This window comes from Bosea vestrisii (assembly GCF_030144325.1).
Taxonomy (GTDB): Bacteria; Pseudomonadota; Alphaproteobacteria; order Rhizobiales; family Beijerinckiaceae; genus Allobosea; species Allobosea vestrisii_A.
In genome coordinates this window covers 83,019-106,431 of the sequence record NZ_CP126308.1, presented here as the reverse complement: position 1 = coordinate 106,431, position 23,413 = coordinate 83,019, and the positions used below count along the sequence as shown (strand labels likewise).

Genomic DNA, 23,413 nt, shown 5'->3' with positions numbered 1-23,413 from the left:
TCATCCGTTTAACACCGACGACAGGAAGCGTTTGGTGCGATCCTGCTCGGGCGCGTTGAAAATCTGATCGGGCTTTCCCTGCTCCACGATGCGTCCGCCCTCGAAAAAGCAGACCCGGTCGGAGATTTCACGGGCGAACCGCATTTCGTGAGTGACCATGAGCATGGTCAGATCATGCTCGTGAGCCAGGGAGCGAATGACGCTCAACACTTCGCCCACGAGTTCCGGATCGAGCGCCGAGGTGGGTTCGTCGAACAGAAGCACCTGCGGGCGCATCGCCAAAGCCCGGGCAATGGCCACACGCTGCTGCTGGCCGCCCGACAGTTGCCCCGGATAGGCCTTGGCCTTGTCGGAAAGGCCGACCATGCGGAGCAGTTCGACGGCCCGTCCTTCAGCTTCGTCCCGGCTCAAACCCAGGACTGCCGTCGGCGCCTCCACCAAGTTCCGCAGAACCGTCATGTGCGGGAACAAGTTAAAACTTTGAAACACCATGCCGACCTTGGCCCGCACCTTGTGAAGATGCACGTCAGTCGCAAAGAATGGCGGCTTTCCTTGAGGCTGATGATAGCTCATGCCATCGAGCGTCAGGCGCCCCTCTTGAAACGGCTCGAGCGTCATCAAAATCCGCAGCACAGTGGATTTGCCAGACCCGCTTGGCCCGATGAGCGTCACTTTCTCTCCAGCCTGAACCTTGAGATCGAAATCGCGAAGGACGGGATGGGCACCATACCGCTTGTGGACCTGGTTGAATTCAATGGAGGCGCTCATCGCAGCGCAATTCCCTTCTGCGGAACGAAGCGTTCCAAGCCGCGCAACAGCGCCGAACAAACGCAGGTGAGGACGAAAAAGATGGCGCCAACCATGGAAAGCGGGACGAGATACTCGAAAGTCCGATCCCCAATGCGGTTGGCCAGGTTCAACATCTCAACGACGGTGATGGTCGAAAGCACCGGCGTGTCCTTCATCATCGAGATCAGATAGTTGCCGAGCGCCGGCAGGACCCGCGGGATCATCTGCGGAAGAACGACGGTTCGATATGTCCGCGTTTTCGAGAGATTGAGCGCCGTCGCTGCTTCCCATTGACCTTTGGGAAGCGCATCGAGACCGGCGCGGTAAACTTCGCTCACATAGGCTGCGTACTGCAGTCCCAGCACCGTAGTGCCGGTCCAGAATGCGGGCAGGGTTACACCGAACTCCGGAAGCACGAAATACAGAAAGAACAGCTGCATTAACAACGGCGTGTTGCGCAGGAATTCGACGGCGAAACCGACCGGCCAAGTCACGATCTTCCGCCGTGAACGGCGCAACAACGCGAATATCATCCCGACGACGACCGCGATGACGAAGCCCGCGAACATGGCGAGCAAAGTCATTCGAAGGCCAATCAGGAGGATCGGCAAGATCGACCACGCGAAAGCGGCCGACGAGGACAGATCGAGCTCGTGGCCGAGGATCATGAGAGCCTCCCGGTGGAGCGCGCGACGCGAGTCTCGAGAATGCGCATCAGTGCGACGATCAACATCGCCATGGCGAAATAGATCAGCAGCGCGGTGCCGTAGACGGCCACCGTATCCTGCGTCAGATTCCGGATCTCCTGGGCCTTGAACGTCAAATCGGCGATCGTGATCATGGATAGCAACGACGTATCCTTGAAGTTTTGGACGGCTAGGCTGGAGAACGATGGCAGCATTTCGACGACTGACTGCGGCAGGACGATCCGCCAAAGCGTTTGGCTGCGCGTGAAGTTGAGTGCTCTGGCGGCTTCGTGCTGCTGCTGACTTACCGATCGGAGAGCCCCGCGTACGACCTCGGCGCCATACGCGCCGGTGTTGAGGCCCAGTGCCAGAACACCCGTCAGGAAAGGCGGCAGCGAAATGCCGAGCAGCGGCAAGGCGAAGTAGAGCCAGAAGAGTTGGACCAGAAGGGATGTGCCGCGGAAGATTTCGACATACGCGAATGCTGTCGCTCTTAGCCAAGCTGGTCCGGCAAAAAGTGCGACCCCTGCGCCGAATGACAAACTGGCCGCCATCAGCAATGACAGGGAGCAGATCAGCAAGCTGGTCGCCGCGGCCCCTAGCAGGTTGGGTAGGTGAACTGACAAATCCATGATGGTTGCCCACAATCGGGACGGTGAGCGTGCACTACACGCGCCCTTTAATTTTTGTGCGATGCCACGGGGAAGCGATCTCCTGAGTGGCACCGACGCGTTGTGAATGGCTCGATGGGCTGCGATGTCCCGTTGGTCGGGGACGGGCGCGCTAAGTCACTTTCCGGCGCAGAGGTCAGCTGTCGACTTGGCCAGCGAAGCCGCGATGCTGCCTTCGGTGACGCCGTGGTTCGCGAGGATCTTCTTATAGTCGTCGGTCTTCTTGAACTCGCCCAAGACCTTGTTGAAGGCCGCCACGAGCTCTTCCGATCCTTGCGAGAATGCAAAGCCGCCAAAGCTGCGCGTCGCCTTGCCTTTGATGACCGGATCGGAGAAGGGCTGGGCGATGTCCAAGCGCTGATTGGCCTTGGCAAGGCTGCCGACGGTCGCCTCGACGGCGGCATATGCGTCGGCCCGGCCACTTGTGACGGCGGCCGGCGCATCGGCATTGTTTGCGATGATGACCAGGCGGCTTTCCGGCACGCCAACGGCTTCGGCAAATGCAAGATGGCTCGTGCCGTTGACGACCGCCAGCTTGAGGTTCGGGCTTTTGGCGACGTCCTCGTATGAGTGGATCATCTTCGGATTGCCCTTGGGAACGAGCAAGGCGTCGCCGTAGCTGGAGTTTGGCTCGGAGAACAGGACCTGCTGGCACCGAGTGGGCAAAATATCCTGTTCGGCCGCCACGATGTCGAAACGGTTGGCCTTGAGGCCGGGGATCAAGGAGCCAAAAGGCGTCACGACCCATTGCACCTCGGGAATACCCATCGATTTGAGGACGGCTTGGGCCACCTCGGGAGCGATGCCCTTCGCCTTTCCTTCGGCGTCCATGAAACCGTAGGGAACCTCGTTCGCGGTCGCTGCGCGGATAAACCCTTGCGATTTGATTTGATCGAGGCTGGCCGCCTGCGCGTTGGCGAGGACGACGGGGAGGGCCAAAACCGCGAGGGCGGTCCGGAACGAGCGGAGTTGCAGATTGGAAGCCATTCTTTTCCCCTATGAGAACCGCGACCCACCCTGTCATGCCGCAGGATTATGGCCGGTGCCGAAAAGAAGTTGCGCAAGCACCTCTCCTTGGTGCCAAAGTCAAACCTAGGCTCCCGCTTTCCGGCCGTATACTTCCATTTTTTATCATGGCTGATACAACTCTTAGTTATGACAAGAGGCCCGTTGCTTCCCGTCCAACTGAACGCGCTGGCGTGCTTCGAAGCGGCCGGCAGGCATGCCAATTTCACCCATGCGGCGCGCGAACTCGGGATCACGCAGGCTGCCGTCAGCAAGCAAATCAAGGCTCTGGAAAGCCGATTGAATGCACGGCTGTTCGACAGGGGAAACCGCGCGGTTACCCTCACCGAAGCCGGCAAGAAATTATACGACGGTGTTTCCGCCGGCATGCGGACGATCGGCGAGACGCTGGAAGCTATTTCCAGCATCCGCCATCCGCCGGAACTCGTCGTCACGACAACGGTGGCGATGGCCTCGCTTTGGCTGATGCCGCGGATCGCGAGCTTTCGAGCCCAGCATCCCAGCATCGCATTCCGACTGATTGCTACGGACACCCTGCTCGATTTTGTAGAGGATCGCGTCGATGTCGGCATCCGGTATGGGAATGGCGACTGGCCCCACCTTAATTCCAAGTTTTTGCTGGGCGTTCGCTTTTTTCCTTGTTGCAGTCCTGATTACCTTGCGAGGCATCCGATGCGGACTGCGGAGGATCTCCGTCACGCTCGCCTGCTGAACCTCGAAGGGCCGGCCGCCCGCTATTCTGAATGGGAATGGTGGTTCGCTTCGAATGGCATCGCGGTCTCGAAGCTCGATCCAGAACTCAGCTTCAACAATTATCCGCTGCTCGTTCAGGCCGCCCTGTCCGGCCAGGGAGTTCTCCTCGCCTGGGGAAACGTAATCGACAACCTGATCGATGACGGGGCCCTCGTGCGCATCATCGACGGGGAAACGCCCGCCAACCAGTCCTATTATGTCGTGACCACCCAACGCAGAACCGTGCGAGAAGAAGCCCGTACGTTCTGCGAGTGGCTGCTGGCCGATACCCGGCAGTTGCGCTGAGCACGCTCTCATCGGTTGAAGCAAGCACCTTTGTTTGCATCATTTCCTCGATCGCGAACCGTACACCTTCCCGAACCAGACTTCCGGCCTTGACCGCGGAAGGGCATGGCATTCAGCCGATAATCGGTCGAATCGTTGATCATGACGACGGCAGCCTCGAGCTCGTCCGCAGCGGACAGTGCGGCCTGCAGATTTGAGGTGAAGATGACAGAGTGAATGCCGTAGTCGGTTTCGTTCGCGCGGATGATCCTGCAGACCCGTACCAGCGCATGCTTGGCGCCTCGAAACGCCAGGGGATATCCTTCATTAGCCCCGGCAGGAGCTTCGACATGTCATGGAAGAAGATGAAACGGCCCTCGGCCTCGTACCGAGCCTGCTGCACGGCCAGCAGATGGTTCCAAAACAAGCGGAGGCCCCGACGTGCCGGGCAATGCAATCCGCTGATCCTTCGTTTGATACAGCTTCAGTCGATAGGCCCGCAGATCGTCGTCAAACAGATGTTCTCATTTTGTTCCAAGCAGACCATTGCCCAGTCAGTTCAATTCAGTCAATCCTTGAGCAACCTTGTATGAAACAGATCCGAAACCCCAAGGCCGATGAGCGCAATTGACAACTTGGACTGGGATGATTTGCGTGTCTTTCTAGACGTTGCGAGGACAGGGAGCTTGGCGCAAAGCGCGAAGCGTCTGCGCATCGACCATTCCACGGTCAGCCGACGTATCGCGCACTTGGAGAGCACTCTTGGATTGAGCGTCTTCGAGCGCACCAGGACCGGCTTTCGACTCACCGATAGCGGCGAAAGAGTCCTTCGCCATGCCGAAACCATCGAAAGCGCCGTAATCGGCATAAGGGCCGACGTCGCTCCGGAGGTCACGTCGGGAGTGGTCCGTCTGGCCACCATGGAAGGTATCGCGTCCCTCTATCTGGCACCGCGATTGCTGGCTTTGGATGCCGAGGCTCGCGACCTTCGGCTGGAGCTGGTCACGTCGCCTCAAGTTATACACGTGAACCGCCGAGAAGCGGACCTGTTTCTGAGTTTCTTCAAGCCTCCAGGCCAAGGTCTCGTCTCGGAAAAATTGGGATCGTTTGCCATTCACGCGTATGGCTCCGATGTTTATTTCGAGCGCTTCGGTCGGCCGCAGGCGGAATCTGATTTAGCCAATCATAATTTCGTCGGATATATTGACGATTTAATTGTGGTCGATGCCGTTCGGTGGCATCGCGACCTGATTGGTCTGTCAAATTATTCGTTTTCGTCAAATAGCATGATTGCGCAAATGCATGCGGCTTCCGCGGGCTTGGGACTCGTCGTATTGCCCAGGTTTGCGGCGCTGACAGCGCCGAATTTGCACCCTCTGTTCCAGGAGAGTCTCCGGGCTGAGCGCGAGATCTGGTTGAATGTTCACCAGGACCTGCAGTACTCGGGAAGGATCAAGACCGTGGTTCGGTTCTTGAAGCAGCAAATCTCATTGGACATGTCGACCGGGGTGCTGTGACGAGCGCCTGAGGGTCGCCTGTCGCCGTCTCCCTGCCTCGGCTGTGTTGTCGGCCTACAGAACGGCAAGGATCGCCCGATCGAAGAATCTAACGAAAGCCGTCGGTGAAGCCAAGCGCGCACCTCGATACAAACTTGCAAAACGGCCTGGCAAATGGAGTGCGTTTCTCACCTCAGTCCCAATATTCTCTCGGCGTTGCATTCCAAACGGCCTCGTATGCTCGACCTCGATTTGCTCGCCGCGTGTTGGCGGCCGCTTTATCCGGCCCATCTGGAGACGCGGACGCCGTTCGCCAGTTCGGTCAGCTGGCTCGAATCCAGTGGTATGCCGGCTATCCCCGGCGGGCGCCGCGGCTCGCCGACTGGCATGACGCGTTCTGCCGGCGTCCCTCGCGAGCCACAGCCTATGACGTTGGAACGCAGGATGGAGATCCGCCATGACTACGCTGGACCATGACGCGCTGGTGGCGGAGATAACCGCTTGGCGGCGCGATCTTCACGCCCATCCCGAGTTCGGCTTCGAGGAGACGCGCACCAGCGCCTTCGTCGCGGCCAAGCTGCGCGAGTTTGGCCTCGACGAGGTGGTAGAAGGTGTCGGCGGCACCGGCATCGTGGGCACGCTGAAACGCGGCAACGGCAATCGTGCGATCGCGCTCCGGGCCGACATGGATGCACTGCGTATCCCGGAACAAGGCGAGGCATCCTATCGATCCCGGAATCCCGGCGTGATGCACGCCTGCGGCCATGACGGCCATACGGCCATGCTACTCGGGGCGGCGAAACTGCTGGCCGCGGATGCCGGCTTCGACGGCACGGTACGCTTCATCTTCCAGCCCGCGGAGGAATGGGGGCGTGGCGCGCTCGCCATGCTCGACGACGGCTTGATGGAGCGGTTTCCGTTCGAGGAGATCTACGGGCTGCACAACGCGCCGGGGCTCGCCATCGGCCGTTTCCAGACCAGGCCCGGGGCAATCATGTCGGCGGAAGACAATTTTGAGATCGTGTTGACGGGCATCGGGGGACACGCCGCCCGCCCGCATTCGGGCAACGAAACCCTCGTCGCCGCCTGTGCGCTGGTCACGAGCCTGCAGACCATCGTCTCTAGGCGCCTAAGCCCGTCCGACATTGCGGTCGTCTCGGTGACGGAACTGATCACCGACGGCACGCGCAACGCTTTGCCCGGCCAGGCCAGGATCCTTGGAGACGCCCGCAGCTTCGCGCCCGAGGTCAGCGCCGAGATTGAGCGACAGATGCGGACCATCGCCGAGGGGATCGCCCGCGCCTATAATTTGCAGCATGCCGTCACTTATACGCGCGAATTCGTGCCGCTCGTGAACGACGCGGCGCTGACCGACGAGGCCTTGGCCGTCGCGCGTGAGACGCTCGGGCCGGATAAGGTCTCCGTCGTCTCGGCCCCCTTCACCGGGTCGGAGGACTTCGCCCGTTTTCTCGACCACGTGCCCGGCTGCTTCGCTTTCCTCGGCAATGGCGACAGCGCGCCGCTGCACAACCCGCGCTATGACTTCGACGATGCCGGCCTAATTCCCGGCATGCACTTCCATGCAGGGATCGTTCGTCGGCGCTTGCCAACGGCCTGAGGCTTGCTTCACTGCGTTCACGCTTCGGATGGAGATTGCGATGGCCCACTCCATAAAGGCAGTTGCTGGAAATCCGGCCCATGTCCCCGGTCCGAACCAGCCGAACCTCAATGCAGGCATCGTCTGGGAAGCCCGCCGCGACCTTGCCGCAACTTTCCGCATGGCGGCGCGCTACGGCTTCGAGGAGGGCATCTGCAACCACTTTTCGGCGCTGGTCCCAGGCTATGACGATCTCTTTATCGTCAACCCCTACGGCTGGGCATTCCGCGAGCTGACGGCGTCGAGCCTGTTGATCTGCGACTTCCACGGCAATGTCGTCTCCGGCAAGGGCCAGCCCGAGGCGACTGCCTTCTACATCCACGCCCGCGTCCACAAGAACCTGCCGCGCGCCAAGGTCGCATTCCACACCCACATGCCCTATGCGACGGCGCTCTCGATGACCGAGGGCGAGCCCCTGATCTTCGCCGGGCAGACGGCGCTGAAGTTCTACGGCCGCACGGCATTCGACCGCGACTATAACGGCCTTGCTCTCGACGAAAGCGAGGGCGATCGCATCGCCGCGGCGATCGGCGATGCCGACATCGTCTTCATGAAGAGCCACGGCGTCATGGTGCTGGCGCCGAACGTCGCAGAGGCCTGGGACGACCTCTATTATCTCGAGCGCGCCTGCCAGGTGCAGGCAATCGCGCTCGCGACCGGACGCACGGTGCTGCCGGTGAAGCGAGAGATCGCTGAGGCCGCAGCCCGCCAGATGCGCGAGGGTGATCCGGAGTCTGCGCGGCTTCATCTCGCCTCGATCCGCCGCCAGCTCGATGTCGAGGAGCCGGCCTATCGCGATTGATCCGACGAGTATCTAGCGGGGGACCTCGTCGCTCAGACGGTCGAACCACTTCGCCGGGGCCCAGCGACAGGTCGGCGATGTAGTGGCGGCGGAGACGTCGAGACGCGCGATCGAATAACCGCCGATCCGCTCCTCGAACCTCGATCGCGTTCTTGACCAGCCTGACCCTCAGCCTCATCTGGAATTCGGGCTAGGTTGATTTTGCGACGCTTGAACGAAGCGCGGCCGACCGGGTGCTGCCGAGAAGCCACCCCCCGCAGGCGAGCGCGACGAGCAAATCGGCATCGCGGCGTGCCCGGCAGACGCCGAGAGCTGCGGGCGAGCGCTCATGTGGGCCGCCTGCGCGGTTGCAACGGAGCTTGCAACGATAGGCGCTCAACGCCCACCGTCCTCGATGATATTCGCAGTCATCGAGCGTGGGTGAGCGATCGACCGGACGGCGAATTGCGAAGGCACCGCTGCCGCTCCACGCTTCCCGCGAAGCCACGGCGACCGTCGGTCGTTGGACCGCAACATGACAGCGAGTGCATCATGGGACAGCTCCCACGCTTCAAGGCTGCGGCAATCCACGCTGCACCCGTCTTCCTCGACAAGGCTGCGACGACCCGCAAGGCGATAGCGCTCATCCAGGAGGCATCGCGGGCAGGGGCGGAGTTCATAGCCTTTCCGGAAACCTATATTCCGGCATTCCCGGTCTGGTCGGCGATCTGGGCCCCGATCGAGAACCATGATTTTTTTATCCGGATGTCGCAGGAGTCGGTTCTGATCGACGGGCCGGAGGTCTCCGAGATACGACGCGAGGCGCGACGACTGGGCGTCTTCGTCTCGATCGGCATAAGCGAGCGCTCGCCCGCCAGCGTCGGCTGCATGTGGAACTCCAATCTGATCATCGGCGACGATGGCGCGGTCCTGGTCCACCATCGAAAGCTCGTTCCGACCTTCTATGAAAAGCTGGTCTGGGCCGCCGGCGATGGTGACGGGCTGCGCGTTGCCGATACGCGCATCGGTCGACTGGGCGGGCTTATCTGTGGCGAGAACACAAATCCGCTGGCCCGGTACACCCTCATGGCGCAGGGCGAGCAGGTTCACGTGTCGAGCTGGCCGCCGATCTGGCCCACAAGGCCGCCGGCGAACGGCGGTAATTTCAACAATGTCGCGGCCAACCGCATCCGCGCCAGCGCCCATTCGTTCGAGGCCAAAGCCTTCGGCATCGCCACTGCTGGTTTCATGGACAAATCGATGCGCGACCAACTCGTCGATAGAGATCCGAAGACCGCGGAAGTGCTCGACGCCACGCCTCGCGGTGCGTCGTTCATCATCGATCCTACCGGCGAGCTGATTAGCGACACCCTGCAGGACGAGGAGGGTATCGCTTACGCGGAAATCGACATCGGCCGGTGCATCGAGCCCAAGCAGTTTCACGACGTGGTGGGATACTACAACCGCTTCGATGTGTTCGAGCTCACCGTGCGACGGACCCGGCAGCGACCCGTGCGCTTTGTCAATGACGAGACGGCCTGCAGCGCCGCGCCTGCGCGGCAGCCTGATCAGAACGATCTAGACTTCAGGAAGATCGCCTTTCAAGAGGAAGGCGCCTGAACACAAAAGGGTGAGCGCCGACACCGGAGCCACGCGCGTTGGAGAACTTCCGCACCTTGCACCGAGGTGCTGGTCGGGATGAGGACGCCGCCCTTGGCGAGGAGGTCGGCGGACATATCGGCTTGCACGAACACCGTGGGCCCGTTTCGGCCGGCACGGTCCATCAAACCGGGCACTCGATCGCTCAAGGGACACGCGCATGAGCACGCCGATCGCACCTCACAATCCTCGGCCCAAAATGGGCCCGAGCGGGATCTATCGCCGTCTTCCCTTGGAACCTCATCAGATGGATGAGCGCCTCACCGCGACCAGCGACCTCTTTGTCCTGATCCACATGGGAACACCCGCTGTCGAAGTGTCGACGTGGTCGCTGGGCATCGGAGGAATGGTTTCGCGCCCACTCTCGATCCCGCTGACCGAACTTCGAAGCTTGCCGCGCGTGGCGGTCCAGACCGTCCATCAGTGCGCCGGAAATCCGCTCCAGCCGACCGTTCCCACGCGTCGGGTGGCTTGTGTGGAATGGGCCGGAGTCGCTCTCAAATCCCTGATCGACCTGACGGAACTGGATCCCAGGGCGACCCATATGTGGTCGTTCGGTATGGATCACGGGGAATTCGAAGGGACCCCGTGCGATGGATACGGCAAGGACCTCACAATCGATCGGCTTCTGGAGTCCGGCGCCTTGATTGCGTACGAGCTGAACGGTAGCCCCTTGCCCATGGAGCACGGCTTTCCTGCACGCCTCGTCGTTCCCGGCTACTACGGTACCAACACGGTGAAGTGGCTTGACAGGATCGAGTTTCGGGACAAGCCGCTCGATGCGCTTTTCACGACCACCTATTACAATGATGCGAAGTCCCCCGCCGAGGCGCGGAAGCCAGTATGGGAGATCCCCGTCGGCTCGCTCTTCACCTCACCGGCCCCGGGATCGTCCCATCATCGCGACGATGGTCTCGACGTTGCCGGGTGGGCGTGGGCGAAGTCGGGCGTGTCTCGCGTCGAGGTCAGCGTCGATGGCGGTGCCAACTGGCGTCCCGCCAAACTTGAACCGGATCGGGGCGCCGCCTGGCGACGTTTCGAGGAGACGCTCGTTGTGGCGGAGCCAGGACCTCTCGGACTGGTCGTACGAGCTACGGCGAACGACGGCCGCAGCCAGCCCCCCGATGGGGTACGATATGCTGCCCACTCCGTCACCATCAACGTAATATAAGTATCGGCGTCGGTCGGATCGATGCCTTCGGTTTGGCAATTCGCGGAGATCTGTGAGGTCGGGGCATCAATGCCGGACGACCGCCTGCTTGAGATATAGAAACTCCAGCAGCCGTCGGCGGCATTCGGCATAGGCCGGCGTCGTGGTCATCTCCAGGCGATCACGGGGCCGCGGAATATCGACATGGAGCACCTCGCCGATCTTCGCTGCGGGGCCGTTCGTCATCATGACCACTCGGTCGCTAAGGAAGATTGCCTCATCGACGTCGTGAGTGACCATGACCACCGTGGATTGCGTCTGCTCCACGATCTTTATGAGTTCGTCTTGTAGACTTGCCCGCGTAAGCGCATCCAGCGCTCCGAAGGGCTCATCCAGTAGCAGCACGCGGGGTTCGATCGCGAGGGCCCGAGCGATGCCGACACGCTGCTTCATACCCCCGAAATTTCGTGCGGGTATTTGTTTGCCGCGTGACCGAGATGGACGAGATCCAGCGCCTGGTCGACCTTCCGCCGCATTGCACTCTTGTCCAGTCGGGCGGCGAAGACCTGCGTCACTCCCAAGAGGATGTTGTCGTGACAGGTCATCCATGGAAGCAGGGAATGGTTCTGGAACACGACGCCACGATCGGGGCCTGGGCCGAGTATTTGCTGTCCTTCGCAGCTGATCAAACCGGCCGAAGGCCGATAGAGGCCGGCGATCAGGTTGAGCAATGTACTCTTCCCGCAGCCGGAATGCCCAATCAGGCTGACGAACTCGCCACGCTCCACTGATAACGAGATGGCGTCCAGCGCATGGAATTTCGTGCGCTCGCCGAAAGTCATCGACACCTTGTTCAGCGACAGGAACGTCTCCACCGGTCACTCCTTGAAACTGAGTTTTTGACCGACCCACGCGAGGGCCTGATCGAGAACGAAGCCGATGATGCCGATGAGCCCAATGGCGACGATCATGCTGGAGAGCTGGAGGTTGTTCCACTCGTTCCAAATGAAGTACCCGATGCCGTTCTGACCCACGACCATCTCGGCCGCCACGATGACGAACCATGCGATGCCGATTGAAATGCGCATCCCGGTTAGGATCATCGGAACCGCGGCTGGAAAGACGATCCTCAACACTTTGGTCGAGGTCTTGAGGCCGAGTACTTTCGCCACGTTCAGCCAATCCTGCCGCACGCCGGCGGCCCCGGCGGCCGTGTTGATCAAAAGCGGCCAGAGGGAGCAAATGAAAATGATGAAGATGGCCGCCGTCGCGCTGTCCTTGAGTGCGTAAAGCGCCAACGGCATCCAAGCCAAAGGCGAGATTGGCTTGAGCACCTGAATGAACGGGTTCAAAGCCTGGTAGAGCCATGGCATCAGGCCAATGCTGAAACCCAGGGGCACGGCCACCACCACCGCCAGCGCGTACCCCAAAAAGACCCGGCCAAGCGAGTAGTAGAGATGCCAGAAGATGCCGAGGTTGTTGGGATTGGAGCTGTCGAAGGCGCGACTTCCCAATTCCATGGCCCGTCGAGCCACTTCCATCGGGCCAGGAATTGAGGAGCCGGTCGTGGTGCCAACGGTCTGGCCCATCAGCTTGGCATATTCGGGATCGACAACAATTTCGCCGCCGCCGATTGAGGTGAGGGCATGCCAAATGAATACGAAGGCGACGAAAATCGCCAACGACGCGACCCATGGCCGGTTCATGACGCTGTGCAAGGCGGACAACGACAAATTGCCGTCAGTTCGCGCGGCGGACGGAGCGTAGATATTGGTCTGGCTCATTGGAATCGAACTCCTTTCCCAATATCCGTTCGGTTCCAAACTTCAGTTCCGGAACATCGACGCCTTGTTGCGCGAGTATCTTCTTCGCATCGACGGCAAGCATGACCGTCTGTGCCAGTCGCTTATGGTCGATATCGGCTGGGAGCATGTTCCAGCGGCTCATTTGCACGGACAGCCAGACGGCCATCGAGTATTGCGGGAACGGGTCGAACTTGATCCGGTCGGGCACGTTTCGCACGGCGCCCAAGCCATCTGCGAAGCGTCCCCCGATGACTTGCTGGATGACGTTCGCGGGGGCGTTGATGTATTCCGGTCGGGCGAGGATCTCCGCCATGCCAGCGCGATTTTCGGGAGCTGAGGAATACAACCCGGCTTCCACCAGCGCGCGAAACACCGCAAGAAACGTGTTGGGATGCTGCCTTATCCAAGCATCGGTCGCGGTGACCGAGCAGCATGGATGGTTTTCCCAGATGTCGCGGGACAGCAAGTGAATGAAGCCGACGCCCTCGACGACCGCGCGCTGCCCACCGGGTTCGCCTCCTAAAAATCCGTCAATGTTGCCGACGCGAAGGTTTGACACGTATTCGGACGGAGGCACGACGCGGTAGACGACGTCCTTGTCCGGGTCCAGGCCGGCTTCCGCCAGATAATGACGCAGTTGCAGAGCCTGATGGGATTGGTCGAAGGGAACCGCGAAACGGAAGCCTTTCCAGTTTCGCGGGTCCCGATTGTCCTTGTGCTTCAGAGCCAGTACCAGCGAATTCCCATTTTGATTCAGGATCGTAAGCACCTTGGCCGGGACCACGTTGCCACCGGCCCCGGCGGAAGTCGCAATCGCCACGGGCATGACCTGTTGGGAGACATCGAGCTCCCCATTGATCATCTTGTCCCGGATGAGACCAATGCCGGGGATCTTTTGAAGAGCGACGTTGAGTCCGTGCTTCTCGAAGATGCCCTTCTCCTTGGCCATCACCAACGGGGTGGCACAGGTGATGGCGAGGAAGCCGACGTTGATGTCTTTCTTCTCAAGAGGGGCTCGCTCCTGGGCGAGCGCCCTCAAGGTACCCAACGGGAGGATGTCTCCCAAGGCTGCGAGTAACGTGGCGGCCCCCACGCTGCGCAGCAGCTGGCGACGCGTTCGCAAATCAGGGAACACGGACGCGATAAGGATTTCGTCAGTCGCTGACGCGACGCTTTCTTCGACCGATCTCTTACAATCTTCCGCCGCAAAGGTGCCGTGATGCGGTTGACCGCACGCGCACACGGCATAGCGATAACGGTTGAATTCTCCCGGCTCCATATCCGCGCTCCCATTCTTTTTCATTCTCCCACCGGCAGTATGAGGGTCGACAAAGCTCTGGGCATTAGGGTTTCTCGCAACGCACTCTGCAAAAAGGTCCTGTGGTCGCCTACGAAGGCTGCAGGCTGAGCCGGGGTCAGCCGCCGTCTTGAGCCATTTGGTGGCTGCCCCGAAGACGGGGATCGGAGGCGAAGATGCTGAGAGCCAGCCATGGTTGTATCGAGCTTGCAAGGGAGATATCGCTGTCGATCTCAGGTTGTCCGCTCTAGTCGTGCATGGACGAGATTGAGAGCAACCTGAACGCATTGCCGCGCCTGACGGATTTGCGTGTCTCCGTCGGCGCGTCGCGCCCTTGGCTGGCCTTCCCGACGCACCGCGCGGCCGGGGCCAGGAACTGCCGCAGTTGCAGAACGACGAGATCGGGCTCGGCGTTCGTGCGCAAGGGCCTCACGCAAGAGATCGTGAAACTATCGGGGCAACTCGACGCGATCGTGGTGATGAGACGGGACTAAGGCTGCCACCAAGTCGACCGGCTTGCGATGACATCATAGAGACTTTTGATGATTATCAGGCTGAGGAGGCGATCAGGCTCTTCTGCGAGATGGCGAAGGTCGGCAAGGGGGCCACCTTACCCATCATCCGCGCCTCTGCGAAATTGCCCAGCGAGTTTGGCCGGATGCTAGTGTCCACGAACTCCGTGTTCGGCCGTTGGAGACAACCCAGGAAATGAGCGCCTATCGCCAAATCTGGACAAGTCGAAACTCACTGGGCCTTGGCCGATGCCGCGTGGAGTCCGCTGAACATCTCACGCAGGACGTTCTTCTGCACCTTGCCCATGGTGTTGCGCGGCAGCTCATCGACGAAGACGATGCGCTTGGGCAGCTTGAATTTCGCGAGCCGCCCGTCCAGCGCGGCCAGGATCGCGCGCTCATCCACTGGTGCTTCCTTGGATCGGACGATGATCGCCGTGACGCCCTCCCCGAAGTCCGCGTGTGGAATGCCGATCACGGCCGATTCGAACACCCCCCGGAATGGCGTCGATCTCGTCTTCGATCTCCTTTGGATAGACGTTGAAGCCCCCTGTGATCACGAGATCCTTGCCGCGGCCGACAATGTGGACATAGCCGCGCTCGTCGATCTTGCCGAGGTCGCCGGTGATGAAGAATCCGTCCGGGCGGAACTCGGCCGCCGTCTTTTCGGGCATGCGCCAATAGCCCTTGAAGACATTCGGCCCCTTGACCTCGATCATGCCGATCTCGCCGGGGGCGAGTTCCTTGCCGGTGTCCGGATCGCTTACCCGGACGGCGACGCCCGGCAACGGTAGCCCGACGGCACCCGGCACCCGGTCCCCGTCATAGGGGTTCGAGGTGTTCATGTTGGTCTCGGTCATGCCGTAGCGCTCGAGAATGGCGTGGTCGGTGCGCGCACTCCACTCGCGATGGGTCTCGGCCAACAGCGGTGCCGAACCCGACACAAACAGGCGCATGCCGGCGGTCGCCTCCGGCGTCAAGCCGGGATGCTGCAACAGGCGCACATAGAAGGTCGGCACGCCCATCAGGGCCGTCGCACGAGGCATCAGCACCAGGATCTCGTCGGCGTCGAACTTCGACAGGAAGATCATCGACGCGCCGGAGAAGAGGGTCAGGTTGCAGGCCACGAAAAGGCCATGGGTATGGTAGATCGGCAGGGCGTGGATGAGCGTGTCATCCCGGGTGAAACGCCAGACCTGCTTCAGGGTCAGCGTATTCGAGACGAGGTTGTCGTGAGTGAGCATGGCGCCCTTGGAGCGGCCGGTAGTTCCCGAGGTGTAGAGGATCGCCGCCAGGTCATCGCCAGCCCTTTGCGCCGTCGCGAAGGCTTCCGAGGCCTGATCGGCAGCTTCGGTCAACGAGCCCTGCCCGCTTGCGTCCAGCGTCTCGACGCGGCCGCCGACCTTCGCGGCGATGGCGGCGATGCCCTCGCGCCTGCCGGGATCGCAGACGACCAGCGCGGGCTCGGCGTCGCCGATGAAGTATTCCAGCTCGGCGAGGGTATAGGCCGTGTTGAGCGGCAGGTAGACGGCGCCCGCCCGCACCGTCGCGAGATAGAGCACCATGGCCGGAACCGACTTCTCGACCTGGACGGCGACGCGATCGCCCGGCTTGACCCCGCCGGCGACCAGCACATTCGCAAGACGGCCGGCCAGCGCGACGAGCTCGGCATAGCTGACGGTCTCGCCGGCAGGGGTCGTGATCGCTGTGCTGGCCGGGTCGGTGACCTCGCGCTCCAGCCGGTCAAACAGGTTCGCGTTCATGGCAAGGGCTCCAAAACGGGGATCGATGACGGATCGCATCAGGGTCTCGAGCGAGGTGGCGGTCATGGCGACGGCACCAGGTCACGGGAGGGCAGATCGGCGCGCAGGGTTTTGCGGACGGGAGCGGAGGCGGCCACTTTGCCGTTCTCGGCGAACGCTTCGTGATTCGCCTCGATCTCGTCGAGCGCATAGAGATAGTTCACCATCAGACCATGCGACTGCTTCAGGCCTTTGGGTGAGAGATCGCCGAAGGCGTTTAGCCGCTCGAGGCGGGCGCCGTTCCCGAGATGGAAGCGCGCCACGGGATCGATCGGCCGGCCCTTCGAATCCTTCGCCTTCAGGAAGTAATAGGCGGCTGCCTGCAGCAGGGGCTCCTTGAGCTTCTCGAGCTTGGCCGGGTCCTCGTGCCAGCCCGGCTCGTCGAGCGTCGCGAAGACCTCCTGTGCCGCCGAGTCGAGACAGGCCGGCGCCTCCGCTTTGCGTTCGCGCGCAAGCCAGGCTGCGAAGCCGGGGACCGGCGATAATGTGACGAAGATCTTGAGGTTCGGCAGCTCGCGCTTGAGGTCCTCCACGACCTGCTTGATCAGGAAGTTGCCGAAGGATACACCTCCCAGCCCTTTCTGGGTGTTCGAGATCGAGTAGAATACCGCGGTTGTGGTCTCGGATGCCGGCGTCGGGCTGCGGGCGATGTCGAGAAGCGGGCCGATCGCCCCCGGGATCGTCCGCGTCAGCGCCACTTCCACGAAGATGAGCGGCTCGTCGACGAGCTGCGGATGGAAGAATCCGTAACAACGGCGATCCTCCGGTTCGAGCCGGTTGCGCAGATCGTCCCAGTTATGGATCGCGTGCACGGCCTCGTAGCGGATGATCTTTTCAAGGATGTTGGCTGACGTGGTCCAGCCGATCCGACGAAGCACCAGGAACCCCCTGTTGAACCAAGACGAGAACAGATGGCCGAAGTCGGCATCGACCCGCCTCAGTCCTGGATGATCGCTCAGGTGCCCGAGCAGCTCTTCGCGCATCCGCACGAGGGCGGAGGTCCCGCCAGGGGCGAGGTTGAGGCGCCGGATCAGTTCCTGCCGCCGAGGCTCTGCGGCGGCGTGGAGATCCTCGAAGGCATCCGGTGCCTCGTCCTTGCGGGCCGCATCGATTGCAAGCTCGATGCGGCGCCGGTCTGGCCCGAAACGGTCGGCCAGTGCGGTCAGGAACTCCAGGCGCTTGCCGGGATCGGCGGCGGCATAGCCGGTGACCAGGGCTTGCGCCAGCGCCACGCCCGAAGCCTCGCCGCGCCGCGACAGCAGCAGCTCGCCGAGGTCCGCCAGCGTCCCGGTGGAGGGGAGAGCAGGGCCCACCTTCTGCCGGAGCAGGGACCGTCCCCGCTCCGTCAGTGTGTCGATGAGATCGCCGAGGAAGGCCGGCGCGGATTCGAGTCTGGATACGGATCGAGAGAGCTTCACGGTCATCTCCTTTGCTTGCGGCAAACGGGCAGGCGTCACAGAACGACGAACAGGAACCAGACCACGATCGGCGCGATCAGCGTGACGGCCGCGCCATAGGCCATGAGCTTCTGGAAGAAGGCCTGACGGTCGACGCCTTGGGCATTGGCGAGGACGAGAGCGCCGTTCGTGGAGAAGGGGCTGACATCGACGATGGTGGAGGCGACGGCCATCGCGGCGACGAAGCCGACCGCGCTGACGCCCGTGCCCGATTGCAGGAACGGAACGGCGAGCGGGATCAGCGAACCGAGCACTGCGGTCGACGAGGCGAAGGCCGAGACGACCGCGCCGATGAAGCAGAGCAGCAGGGCGGCGAGCATCGGGGAGGCGAGCGTCGCGACGCTGTCGCCGACGAAGGAGATGGTCCCCATCTTCTCGAGCACGACCACATAGGTGCTCACGCCCGTGATCAGCATGATCTCCGGCCATGAGACCTGCCCCATCGCGCGCTTCTGCAGGTCCGGCGCGATCAGGGAGAGCGCCAGGCCGATGGTGATCGCCACGAAGCCGATATCGAGGTTGTAGGCCAGGGTCAGGACGGCGAGCAGGATGATCCCGGCGAGCGTCAGGACGCGGTACCAATGCGGCCCCTGCGCAGTCCTGTCGTCGAGCCCGGCATCGGCCGCGGGATCGGTCTTTTGCCTGGCGATGAGCCGTTCCTCGCTGGCCGCCTCGAACTCGGCATCGCCATAGGCCTGGGCGTCGGCCGGCCGAGCGCTCGTGACGGAACCCGGCACCGCGAGCGCGAGCGTCCCGGCGGTGCGCGGCGCCATCTGGTGCGAACCGTCGACTCTCGCCGACAGGAGCTTGCGCCCGCCGAGGGCGAAGAAGAGCAGCAACGCGACGGCGAAGTTGACGCCGAAGCTGGCCAGGAAGGTCGCGATCTCGTTGAGGGGCAGGCCCGCCTTGGCGACGATCCGGTTGGTGATGCCGCCATAGATACTGATCGGCGAGAAGCCGCCGGCCTGGGCTCCGTGGATCACCATCAGGCCCATCAGCAGCGGATTGATCTTGTATTTCAGCGCAAAGCCAAGCGCGATCGGCGCGACGATCGCGACCGCACCCGGGCTGACAGCGCCGACGGAGGTGAGCAGGGCCGAAACCCCGAACATGATCCACGGGATGGCGGCGATCCGGCCCCGCACCGCCCGCATGGCCAGGCGGACGAGCCAGTCGATGGTTCCGTTGTTCTGCGCGATGGCGAACAGAAAGGTGATCCCGACCAGCGTCAGGAACAGCCCGCCGGGAAAACCGGCAATGATCTGGTTCGCCGTCATTCCGGCCGCGAGCGTGCCGACCAGGAAGGCGCCGACGAAGGCCAGGACCCCCATGTTGATCGGCAAGATCGTGGCAATCACGAACATGACTGCAAGCGCGTAGATCGAAAGCATCTGCGACGACATGGCGACCCCGTTGATTTCGTTTCCTCCCGCGCCGTTGGCTGGCGGCCTTCGCCGTCGGCGGCGGTTACGCAGGATGCCCCTCGTCTGATTTGCATCATGAACGGCATTGTATGGATGCAAAGTCAATATTATTGTATACGAGAATTCCCCTGTCGGATTGCGGACGGGCGCGCTACCATGCGCTGGGCAGGAAACGACATGAGACGCGCGCATAGCCTCAGGGACGTCCTCGAGGACGAAATCGTGACGGGCAGGCTCCGCCCGGGAGAGCGGCTCGACGAGCAGAGCCTCGCCGCCCGCTTCGAGGTTTCGCGTACCCCGATCCGCGAGGCCTTCATGCAGCTGGCCTCCACGGGATTGGTGGTCTTGCAGCCTCGCCGTGGCGCCTTCGTCGCCTCGCTGAGCTTCAAGGACGTGATCGAGCGGTTCGAGGTGATGGCTGGCCTGGAGGGCATGTGCGGAGCGCTGGCCGCCCGCCGCATCACCGACGCCCAGCAGCAAGAGCTCGAGGCGGCGCATGAGGAGTGCGTGCAGTACGCCGCCGAGGGGACCCCCGACGCCTACTATTACGCCAACGAACGCTTCCACCTTGCGATCTACGACGCCTGCCAGAACGCGTTTCTCGCCGAGCAGGCGCGCCAGTTGCACACCCGCCTCAAGCCGTATCGCCGTCTCCAGCTTCGAGCCCGGAGCCGAGTTGCCACCTCGCTCTCAGAACATCAGGCGATCGTTGATGCGATCCGCGCCGGTGACGGCGAAGCTGCGGAACGGGCGCTCCGTGACCATGTGGTGATCCAGGGCGAGCGTCTCGCCGATTTCATCGCTTCCTTCGAACGTGCAGCGTAGCCTGAACGGCGAACGATCGATCAGCCTTATCGAGATGGATGCCAAGGACGCTGCGACATTCGTTCGCGCTGCGCGCTGATTCCCTCGAATGCTTGGAGCCTGCTCAAGGCACGGCGCCGACACTCCGATGCCGATCCTGGCGAAGGGCAGTCTAAGAACGGCCGTGCCTGTGCGCGACTGACCGGACCCGTCGGCGGATCCCATCCGCCGGCGGTGCTGTTCCGGGCCTTGAGAGACGGTTCGGGTGATCATCCTGAGCAGCATCTGGCGAGCTTCGCCGGCATCCTGCAACCGATCCCTGTGCCGCCTGAGCGCACCGAACCGAGACCCTCAAAGCGAGCTGACTGCGACCCTCAGCGGAGGACTACCTCATATTCGCAAGTTGTTTAGGCCAAATTTGGCGTAATGCGGCGGTGCCTGCCTCAAAGTGAAGCGGCTCGATGTCTAGTTAGACGTGCCGATATCTTCTGTATCGATTCAACCAATTCTCAACCTTGGTTCCGTGGGCGTTTCGTTAGAAGAGCAAAAATGATTGCGGCGACAACGAGGACCGCAGCCAAAAATAGCATGATTGCAGCCAGCCCTAAACTGGCCGAGATCGGGCCCGTGCAGAATTGCAGAACGGCCGCTCCGGCAAAGAACGACAGATTGACCGCCGCAAGCGCCTTTCCGGCATTTTGTGGTGGGACTGCACCTCGCGCCATAGCGAAAAGGAGCGGCTGCGACGCCAAGGCGGCTCCGAGAAGGAGGAAGGCGAAGACGTCGAAAGACGGCGAAAGCATCGGCAAACCGGTGGCTCTCGCAAGAAGTCCGCCGGGACTGCCGGCAGCAACTAAGAGCAGGGCTATGGCGGCAATCGCGTGTGTCGTCGTCAGAACGGAACGGCGGTGGCCGAAGCGCCGGTCGGCAATGCCGTACAAAATTGGGCCTGCCACGAGTGCGAGTGTCATAGGAAGAAGCGCATTCCCAACCTCCAGGCGGGACAGATGCCTGATCTCCATCAGCCAGACGCCGCCCCAGAGTCCTCTCACCGCGATACCAGCGGCAAAGGACGCGAATGCCAGGACGATGACTCCGCGCAATGGCGGCGAGGCACCGATCCTGATCACCTGCTTGGCTTCCGAACACAGAGTAGCGTCACCTCCGCTTTCCGTGTGGACAGCTTTAGGCACCGTTAGCATCACCAATATGGCGATGATTGCAGCGATACATGCAGCCAGCCCGAAACCCGTGCGCCAACTATGATGTTCGACCAGCCAGGCCATCGGACTAGCAGAAAGCAGCATTCCCGAGTTGCCTACGCCCTGGATCAACCCTGACCATAGGCCGAATTTTTCCGCGCTAAGCGTCTTTGCTGCCAACGTCATCGGACAAAGCAGCATGCCGCAGCAGCCGATGCCGAGGATGATCTGAGCGATGAGGAATCCGCTGGGGCCTCGAGCGGTCATGGCCAGGACTGCGCCCACGGCTATAATCGCGAAAAGCGTTAGCGACACCGCGCGTACGCCGAAGCGATCGAGCGCGACGCCGACGGGTATCTGGCCCGCGGCGAAGGCGAAATGGTAGGCCCCAATCAAGCTGGCCAGGGCGTCGGGCGACACTGTGAGATCGGCCGTGATCACATCGGCCGCAACGCCGGGCAAGGTCCGCAGCAAATTGGACAGCATATGGCCCAAAGCGAGCACCAGCAGCGGCGCGCCGAACAGGAGGGTGTTTCGTACGATGCCACACTTCGCAGCTTGGCCACGGGGAGCTGCAATGGAAGTCATGGCATGAGGGTCGTTATTTCGACTCGTGACAAGCTCATTTGGTCCTCTGCTGTAAGTGCAAAGATCGTAAGGATTGCCCTGTTCCTGCGCGAAGTGCTTCGCAGCGGTTGGATTGTAGGGCCGGCGACGTCAGAGGAAATAGAATCGGCTTGGCTCCGCACCTGCAGTCGAACGCGAGCGCTGAAGCCATGCAGTCAAGATCGTGAAGCACGATGGCGGCACTAGGAAATTAGACCGCGACGAAGGCTGCCAACCATTTGGTAGGATAAGGAAGTAAGCCTACCACCCGTCTATGCTGACAAACGTGTCTCGAGCGGGATCTCTTGTGCCAAGATGTCTACGAGCATTGCGGCTGTCGCAGCCGATAGTGTCCACCCCAGATGTCCGTGCCCGGTGTTGTAGAATACACCAGGCAAGCGTCCTTTTCCGACCTTAGGCAACATATTCGGCATCATTGGCCGCAGACCCGCCCACGGCACTACCCGTTTCGTACCAACTCCCGGGAACAGCATGCGCGTCCAATCGACGAGGGGCTTAACTCGATCATCACGGATGTCCCAGTTCAGACCGTTAATTTCGGCCGTACCAGCAACTCGGAACCGCCCCGATCCTAGCCGACTTGTGACGATTTTGGCTCGGTCATCAAGTAGGCTGACCCAAGGCGCCGCCTGTTGAGAAACCTCGTCGTCCAAATGGACTGTGATCGAGTAGCCTTTAACGGGATAGATGTTAACTCGGTCACCTAGCATCGTTGCCAAATCGCGACTGCCCGAGGCCGCACAAACGACGATTGCGTCAGCTTCGATCACCTGAGGCTCGCGTCCGGCCTCCGTGGTCGTGTAGACTAGCTGGAAGCCGCCGCGCCGCTCGATGCGATTCACCGTGGCATCGTACAAGAATCTTGCGCCGAGGTTCTCGCACGCCTTCGCAAGTCCGGTCGTGTACTTGTGAATATCTCCGGTAGAATCGGATGGCGTATAGAATCCGCCATAAAAATTTCCATGCAGGGTTGGCTCGATCGTCTTCATTTCCTTCACGGTCACTGGCCGTCGATCCAACCCTCCCTCAACAAGTAGGTGGTTTACCGCGGTCGCGTGTTCAAATCCATTTTTATCCCAGTAAACGTGCAGAATTCCGCGGCGGACGTGGTCAAAGTCGATCTTTTCCTGGTCTGCAATTTCGAACATGAACTTCCGCGCAGCTATTGCCAACTTAGTTGTCGCGACGGTGTTCTCACGGTAATTGGTAATGTTGGAAATAAATTCTGCTAGCCAGCTGTATTTATGCCAAGTTGGCTTCGGATTCATCAAAAAGGGAGCGTCCCGTTTGACCATCCATTTGATTCCCTTCAGGAGGGTCGACCAGTGATTCCACACTTCTGCGTTGCTGGCCGAAAGTTGTCCGCCGTTTGCAAATGACGTTTCCATCGCTGCATAACGCTGACGTTCGACGACGGTGACGCTGTAGCCAGCGCGTAAAAGTGCGTAAGCCGTCGACACGCCAGCCACGCCGGCGCCAATAACAACAATCTTTGGCATATTTGCTCTCCAGACAGATCAAAGGGTGCAGATCAAGAAATCTGCGGCTATC

19 protein-coding genes and 3 pseudogenes are annotated in these 23,413 nt (G+C 61.4%); 9 read left to right on the top strand and 13 right to left on the bottom strand.

Annotated features, from left to right (window positions below; all coding sequences use genetic code 11):
- The 4 genes from ehuA to ehuB form a co-directional block, all read right to left on the bottom strand.
- Complete coding sequence (gene ehuA / locus QO058_RS29680) at positions 1-768, bottom strand: ectoine/hydroxyectoine ABC transporter ATP-binding protein EhuA (RefSeq protein WP_284173398.1); 768 nt, start codon at positions 766-768, stop codon at positions 1-3.
- Positions 765-1,457, bottom strand: coding sequence for an ectoine/hydroxyectoine ABC transporter permease subunit EhuD (ehuD, locus tag QO058_RS29675; protein WP_284173397.1), 693 nt, complete (start codon positions 1,455-1,457; stop codon positions 765-767). Before ehuD ends, ehuA begins: the two co-directional genes overlap by 4 nt.
- On the bottom strand, positions 1,454-2,107 hold the full coding sequence (gene ehuC / locus QO058_RS29670; protein ID WP_284173396.1) for an ectoine/hydroxyectoine ABC transporter permease subunit EhuC: 654 nt from the start codon (positions 2,105-2,107) through the stop codon (positions 1,454-1,456). The genes ehuD and ehuC overlap by 4 nt, the downstream gene beginning before the upstream one ends.
- Positions 2,108-2,263: 156 nt before the next feature.
- Positions 2,264-3,133, bottom strand: coding sequence for an ectoine/hydroxyectoine ABC transporter substrate-binding protein EhuB (gene ehuB, locus QO058_RS29665; protein WP_284173395.1), 870 nt, complete (start codon positions 3,131-3,133; stop codon positions 2,264-2,266).
- Between the two features lie 183 nt (positions 3,134-3,316).
- Here ehuB and QO058_RS29660 point away from each other — a divergent pair, with 183 nt between their 5' ends.
- On the top strand, positions 3,317-4,210 hold the full coding sequence (locus tag QO058_RS29660) for a LysR substrate-binding domain-containing protein (protein WP_284173394.1): 894 nt from the start codon (positions 3,317-3,319) through the stop codon (positions 4,208-4,210).
- Positions 4,211-4,232: 22 nt separating this feature from the next.
- On the opposite strand, the pseudogene QO058_RS29655 reads toward QO058_RS29660, so the two are convergent.
- Positions 4,233-4,449 (bottom strand): annotated as a pseudogene (locus QO058_RS29655) (aldehyde dehydrogenase family protein); the annotation flags it as partial.
- A gap of 95 nt (positions 4,450-4,544) precedes the next feature.
- Here QO058_RS29655 and QO058_RS29650 point away from each other — a divergent pair.
- The 6 genes from QO058_RS29650 to QO058_RS29625 all read left to right on the top strand — a co-directional run bounded on the left by QO058_RS29650 (position 4,545) and on the right by QO058_RS29625 (position 10,953).
- Positions 4,545-4,820: a hypothetical protein gene (locus tag QO058_RS29650; protein ID WP_284173393.1), complete on the top strand. Its 276-nt coding sequence runs from the start codon at positions 4,545-4,547 to the stop codon at positions 4,818-4,820.
- A complete protein-coding gene (locus tag QO058_RS29645; protein ID WP_432212102.1) occupies positions 4,807-5,706 on the top strand; it encodes a LysR family transcriptional regulator in 900 nt (299 codons plus the stop codon). The genes QO058_RS29650 and QO058_RS29645 overlap by 14 nt, the downstream gene beginning before the upstream one ends.
- A gap of 436 nt (positions 5,707-6,142) precedes the next feature.
- The gene (locus QO058_RS29640; RefSeq protein WP_284173391.1) at positions 6,143-7,303 is read left to right on the top strand and encodes an amidohydrolase; all 1,161 of its coding nucleotides are present in this window, start codon (positions 6,143-6,145) and stop codon (positions 7,301-7,303) included.
- A 40-nt stretch (positions 7,304-7,343) separates the two neighbouring features.
- Complete coding sequence (locus QO058_RS29635) at positions 7,344-8,144, top strand: aldolase (protein WP_284173390.1); 801 nt, start codon at positions 7,344-7,346, stop codon at positions 8,142-8,144.
- Positions 8,145-8,675: 531 nt separating this feature from the next.
- Positions 8,676-9,743 (top strand): carbon-nitrogen hydrolase family protein, encoded by a 1,068-nt coding sequence (locus QO058_RS29630; protein WP_284173389.1) that lies wholly within the window; start codon positions 8,676-8,678, stop codon positions 9,741-9,743.
- A gap of 199 nt (positions 9,744-9,942) precedes the next feature.
- Positions 9,943-10,953, top strand: coding sequence for a molybdopterin-dependent oxidoreductase (locus QO058_RS29625; protein WP_284173388.1), 1,011 nt, complete (start codon positions 9,943-9,945; stop codon positions 10,951-10,953).
- 66 nt (positions 10,954-11,019) lie between these two features.
- Here the strand turns inward: QO058_RS29625 and QO058_RS29620 are convergent.
- The 3 genes and pseudogenes from QO058_RS29620 to QO058_RS29610 all read right to left on the bottom strand — a co-directional run bounded on the left by QO058_RS29620 (position 11,020) and on the right by QO058_RS29610 (position 14,016).
- A pseudogene (locus QO058_RS29620) lies at positions 11,020-11,774 on the bottom strand (ABC transporter ATP-binding protein).
- A gap of 36 nt (positions 11,775-11,810) precedes the next feature.
- Positions 11,811-12,638: an ABC transporter permease gene (locus tag QO058_RS29615; RefSeq protein ID WP_284173466.1), complete on the bottom strand. Its 828-nt coding sequence runs from the start codon at positions 12,636-12,638 to the stop codon at positions 11,811-11,813.
- A gap of 34 nt (positions 12,639-12,672) precedes the next feature.
- On the bottom strand, positions 12,673-14,016 hold the full coding sequence (locus QO058_RS29610; RefSeq protein WP_284173387.1) for a CmpA/NrtA family ABC transporter substrate-binding protein: 1,344 nt from the start codon (positions 14,014-14,016) through the stop codon (positions 12,673-12,675).
- Between the two features lie 275 nt (positions 14,017-14,291).
- Between QO058_RS29610 and QO058_RS29605 the strand changes: the two genes are divergently transcribed.
- Positions 14,292-14,528 carry a hypothetical protein gene (locus QO058_RS29605; RefSeq protein WP_284173386.1) on the top strand — a complete coding sequence of 79 codons (237 nt, stop codon included), beginning with the start codon at positions 14,292-14,294 and terminating at the stop codon, positions 14,526-14,528.
- Positions 14,529-14,778: 250 nt separating this feature from the next.
- Here QO058_RS29605 and QO058_RS29600 read toward each other — a convergent pair.
- From QO058_RS29600 to QO058_RS29590, 3 genes and pseudogenes are all read right to left on the bottom strand, one after another.
- Positions 14,779-16,309, bottom strand: a pseudogene (locus QO058_RS29600) (malonate--CoA ligase).
- Positions 16,310-16,371: 62 nt separating this feature from the next.
- A complete protein-coding gene (locus QO058_RS29595; RefSeq protein ID WP_284173385.1) occupies positions 16,372-17,766 on the bottom strand; it encodes a malonyl-CoA decarboxylase in 1,395 nt (464 codons plus the stop codon).
- A 35-nt stretch (positions 17,767-17,801) separates the two neighbouring features.
- Positions 17,802-19,208: an SLC13 family permease gene (locus QO058_RS29590; RefSeq protein WP_284173384.1), complete on the bottom strand. Its 1,407-nt coding sequence runs from the start codon at positions 19,206-19,208 to the stop codon at positions 17,802-17,804.
- 177 nt (positions 19,209-19,385) lie between these two features.
- On the opposite strand from QO058_RS29590, the gene QO058_RS29585 reads away from it, so the two are divergent.
- Positions 19,386-20,054 carry a GntR family transcriptional regulator gene (locus tag QO058_RS29585; protein ID WP_284173383.1) on the top strand — a complete coding sequence of 223 codons (669 nt, stop codon included), beginning with the start codon at positions 19,386-19,388 and terminating at the stop codon, positions 20,052-20,054.
- 488 nt (positions 20,055-20,542) lie between these two features.
- Here the strand turns inward: QO058_RS29585 and QO058_RS29575 are convergent, their stop codons facing one another.
- Positions 20,543-21,823, bottom strand: a complete 1,281-nt coding sequence (locus QO058_RS29575; protein ID WP_284173382.1) for an MFS transporter — start codon at positions 21,821-21,823, stop codon at positions 20,543-20,545.
- Positions 21,824-22,113: 290 nt separating this feature from the next.
- Positions 22,114-23,361, bottom strand: a complete 1,248-nt coding sequence (locus QO058_RS29570; RefSeq protein ID WP_284173381.1) for a D-amino acid dehydrogenase — start codon at positions 23,359-23,361, stop codon at positions 22,114-22,116.
- Between the last annotated feature and the right edge of the window lie 52 nt (positions 23,362-23,413).

Coding starts and splice junctions, on each gene's coding strand:
- QO058_RS29585 (WP_284173383.1), top strand. CDS start 19,386: ATGCGCTGGGCAGGAAACGACATGAGACGCGCGCATAGCCTCAGGGAC.
- QO058_RS29625 (WP_284173388.1), top strand. CDS start 9,943: ATGAGCACGCCGATCGCACCTCACAATCCTCGGCCCAAAATGGGCCCG.
- QO058_RS29640 (WP_284173391.1), top strand. CDS start 6,143: ATGACTACGCTGGACCATGACGCGCTGGTGGCGGAGATAACCGCTTGG.
- ehuC (WP_284173396.1), bottom strand. CDS start 2,107: ATGGATTTGTCAGTTCACCTACCCAACCTGCTAGGGGCCGCGGCGACC.
- QO058_RS29605 (WP_284173386.1), top strand. CDS start 14,292: ATGGACGAGATTGAGAGCAACCTGAACGCATTGCCGCGCCTGACGGAT.
- QO058_RS29575 (WP_284173382.1), bottom strand. CDS start 21,823: ATGACTTCCATTGCAGCTCCCCGTGGCCAAGCTGCGAAGTGTGGCATC.
- QO058_RS29570 (WP_284173381.1), bottom strand. CDS start 23,361: ATGCCAAAGATTGTTGTTATTGGCGCCGGCGTGGCTGGCGTGTCGACG.
- ehuA (WP_284173398.1), bottom strand. CDS start 768: ATGAGCGCCTCCATTGAATTCAACCAGGTCCACAAGCGGTATGGTGCC.
- QO058_RS29635 (WP_284173390.1), top strand. CDS start 7,344: ATGGCCCACTCCATAAAGGCAGTTGCTGGAAATCCGGCCCATGTCCCC.
- ehuB (WP_284173395.1), bottom strand. CDS start 3,133: ATGGCTTCCAATCTGCAACTCCGCTCGTTCCGGACCGCCCTCGCGGTT.
- QO058_RS29630 (WP_284173389.1), top strand. CDS start 8,676: ATGGGACAGCTCCCACGCTTCAAGGCTGCGGCAATCCACGCTGCACCC.
- ehuD (WP_284173397.1), bottom strand. CDS start 1,457: ATGATCCTCGGCCACGAGCTCGATCTGTCCTCGTCGGCCGCTTTCGCG.
- QO058_RS29650 (WP_284173393.1), top strand. CDS start 4,545: ATGGAAGAAGATGAAACGGCCCTCGGCCTCGTACCGAGCCTGCTGCAC.
- QO058_RS29615 (WP_284173466.1), bottom strand. CDS start 12,638: ATGAACCGGCCATGGGTCGCGTCGTTGGCGATTTTCGTCGCCTTCGTA.
- QO058_RS29610 (WP_284173387.1), bottom strand. CDS start 14,016: ATGGAGCCGGGAGAATTCAACCGTTATCGCTATGCCGTGTGCGCGTGC.
- QO058_RS29590 (WP_284173384.1), bottom strand. CDS start 19,208: ATGTCGTCGCAGATGCTTTCGATCTACGCGCTTGCAGTCATGTTCGTG.
- QO058_RS29645 (WP_432212102.1), top strand. CDS start 4,807: ATGAGCGCAATTGACAACTTGGACTGGGATGATTTGCGTGTCTTTCTA.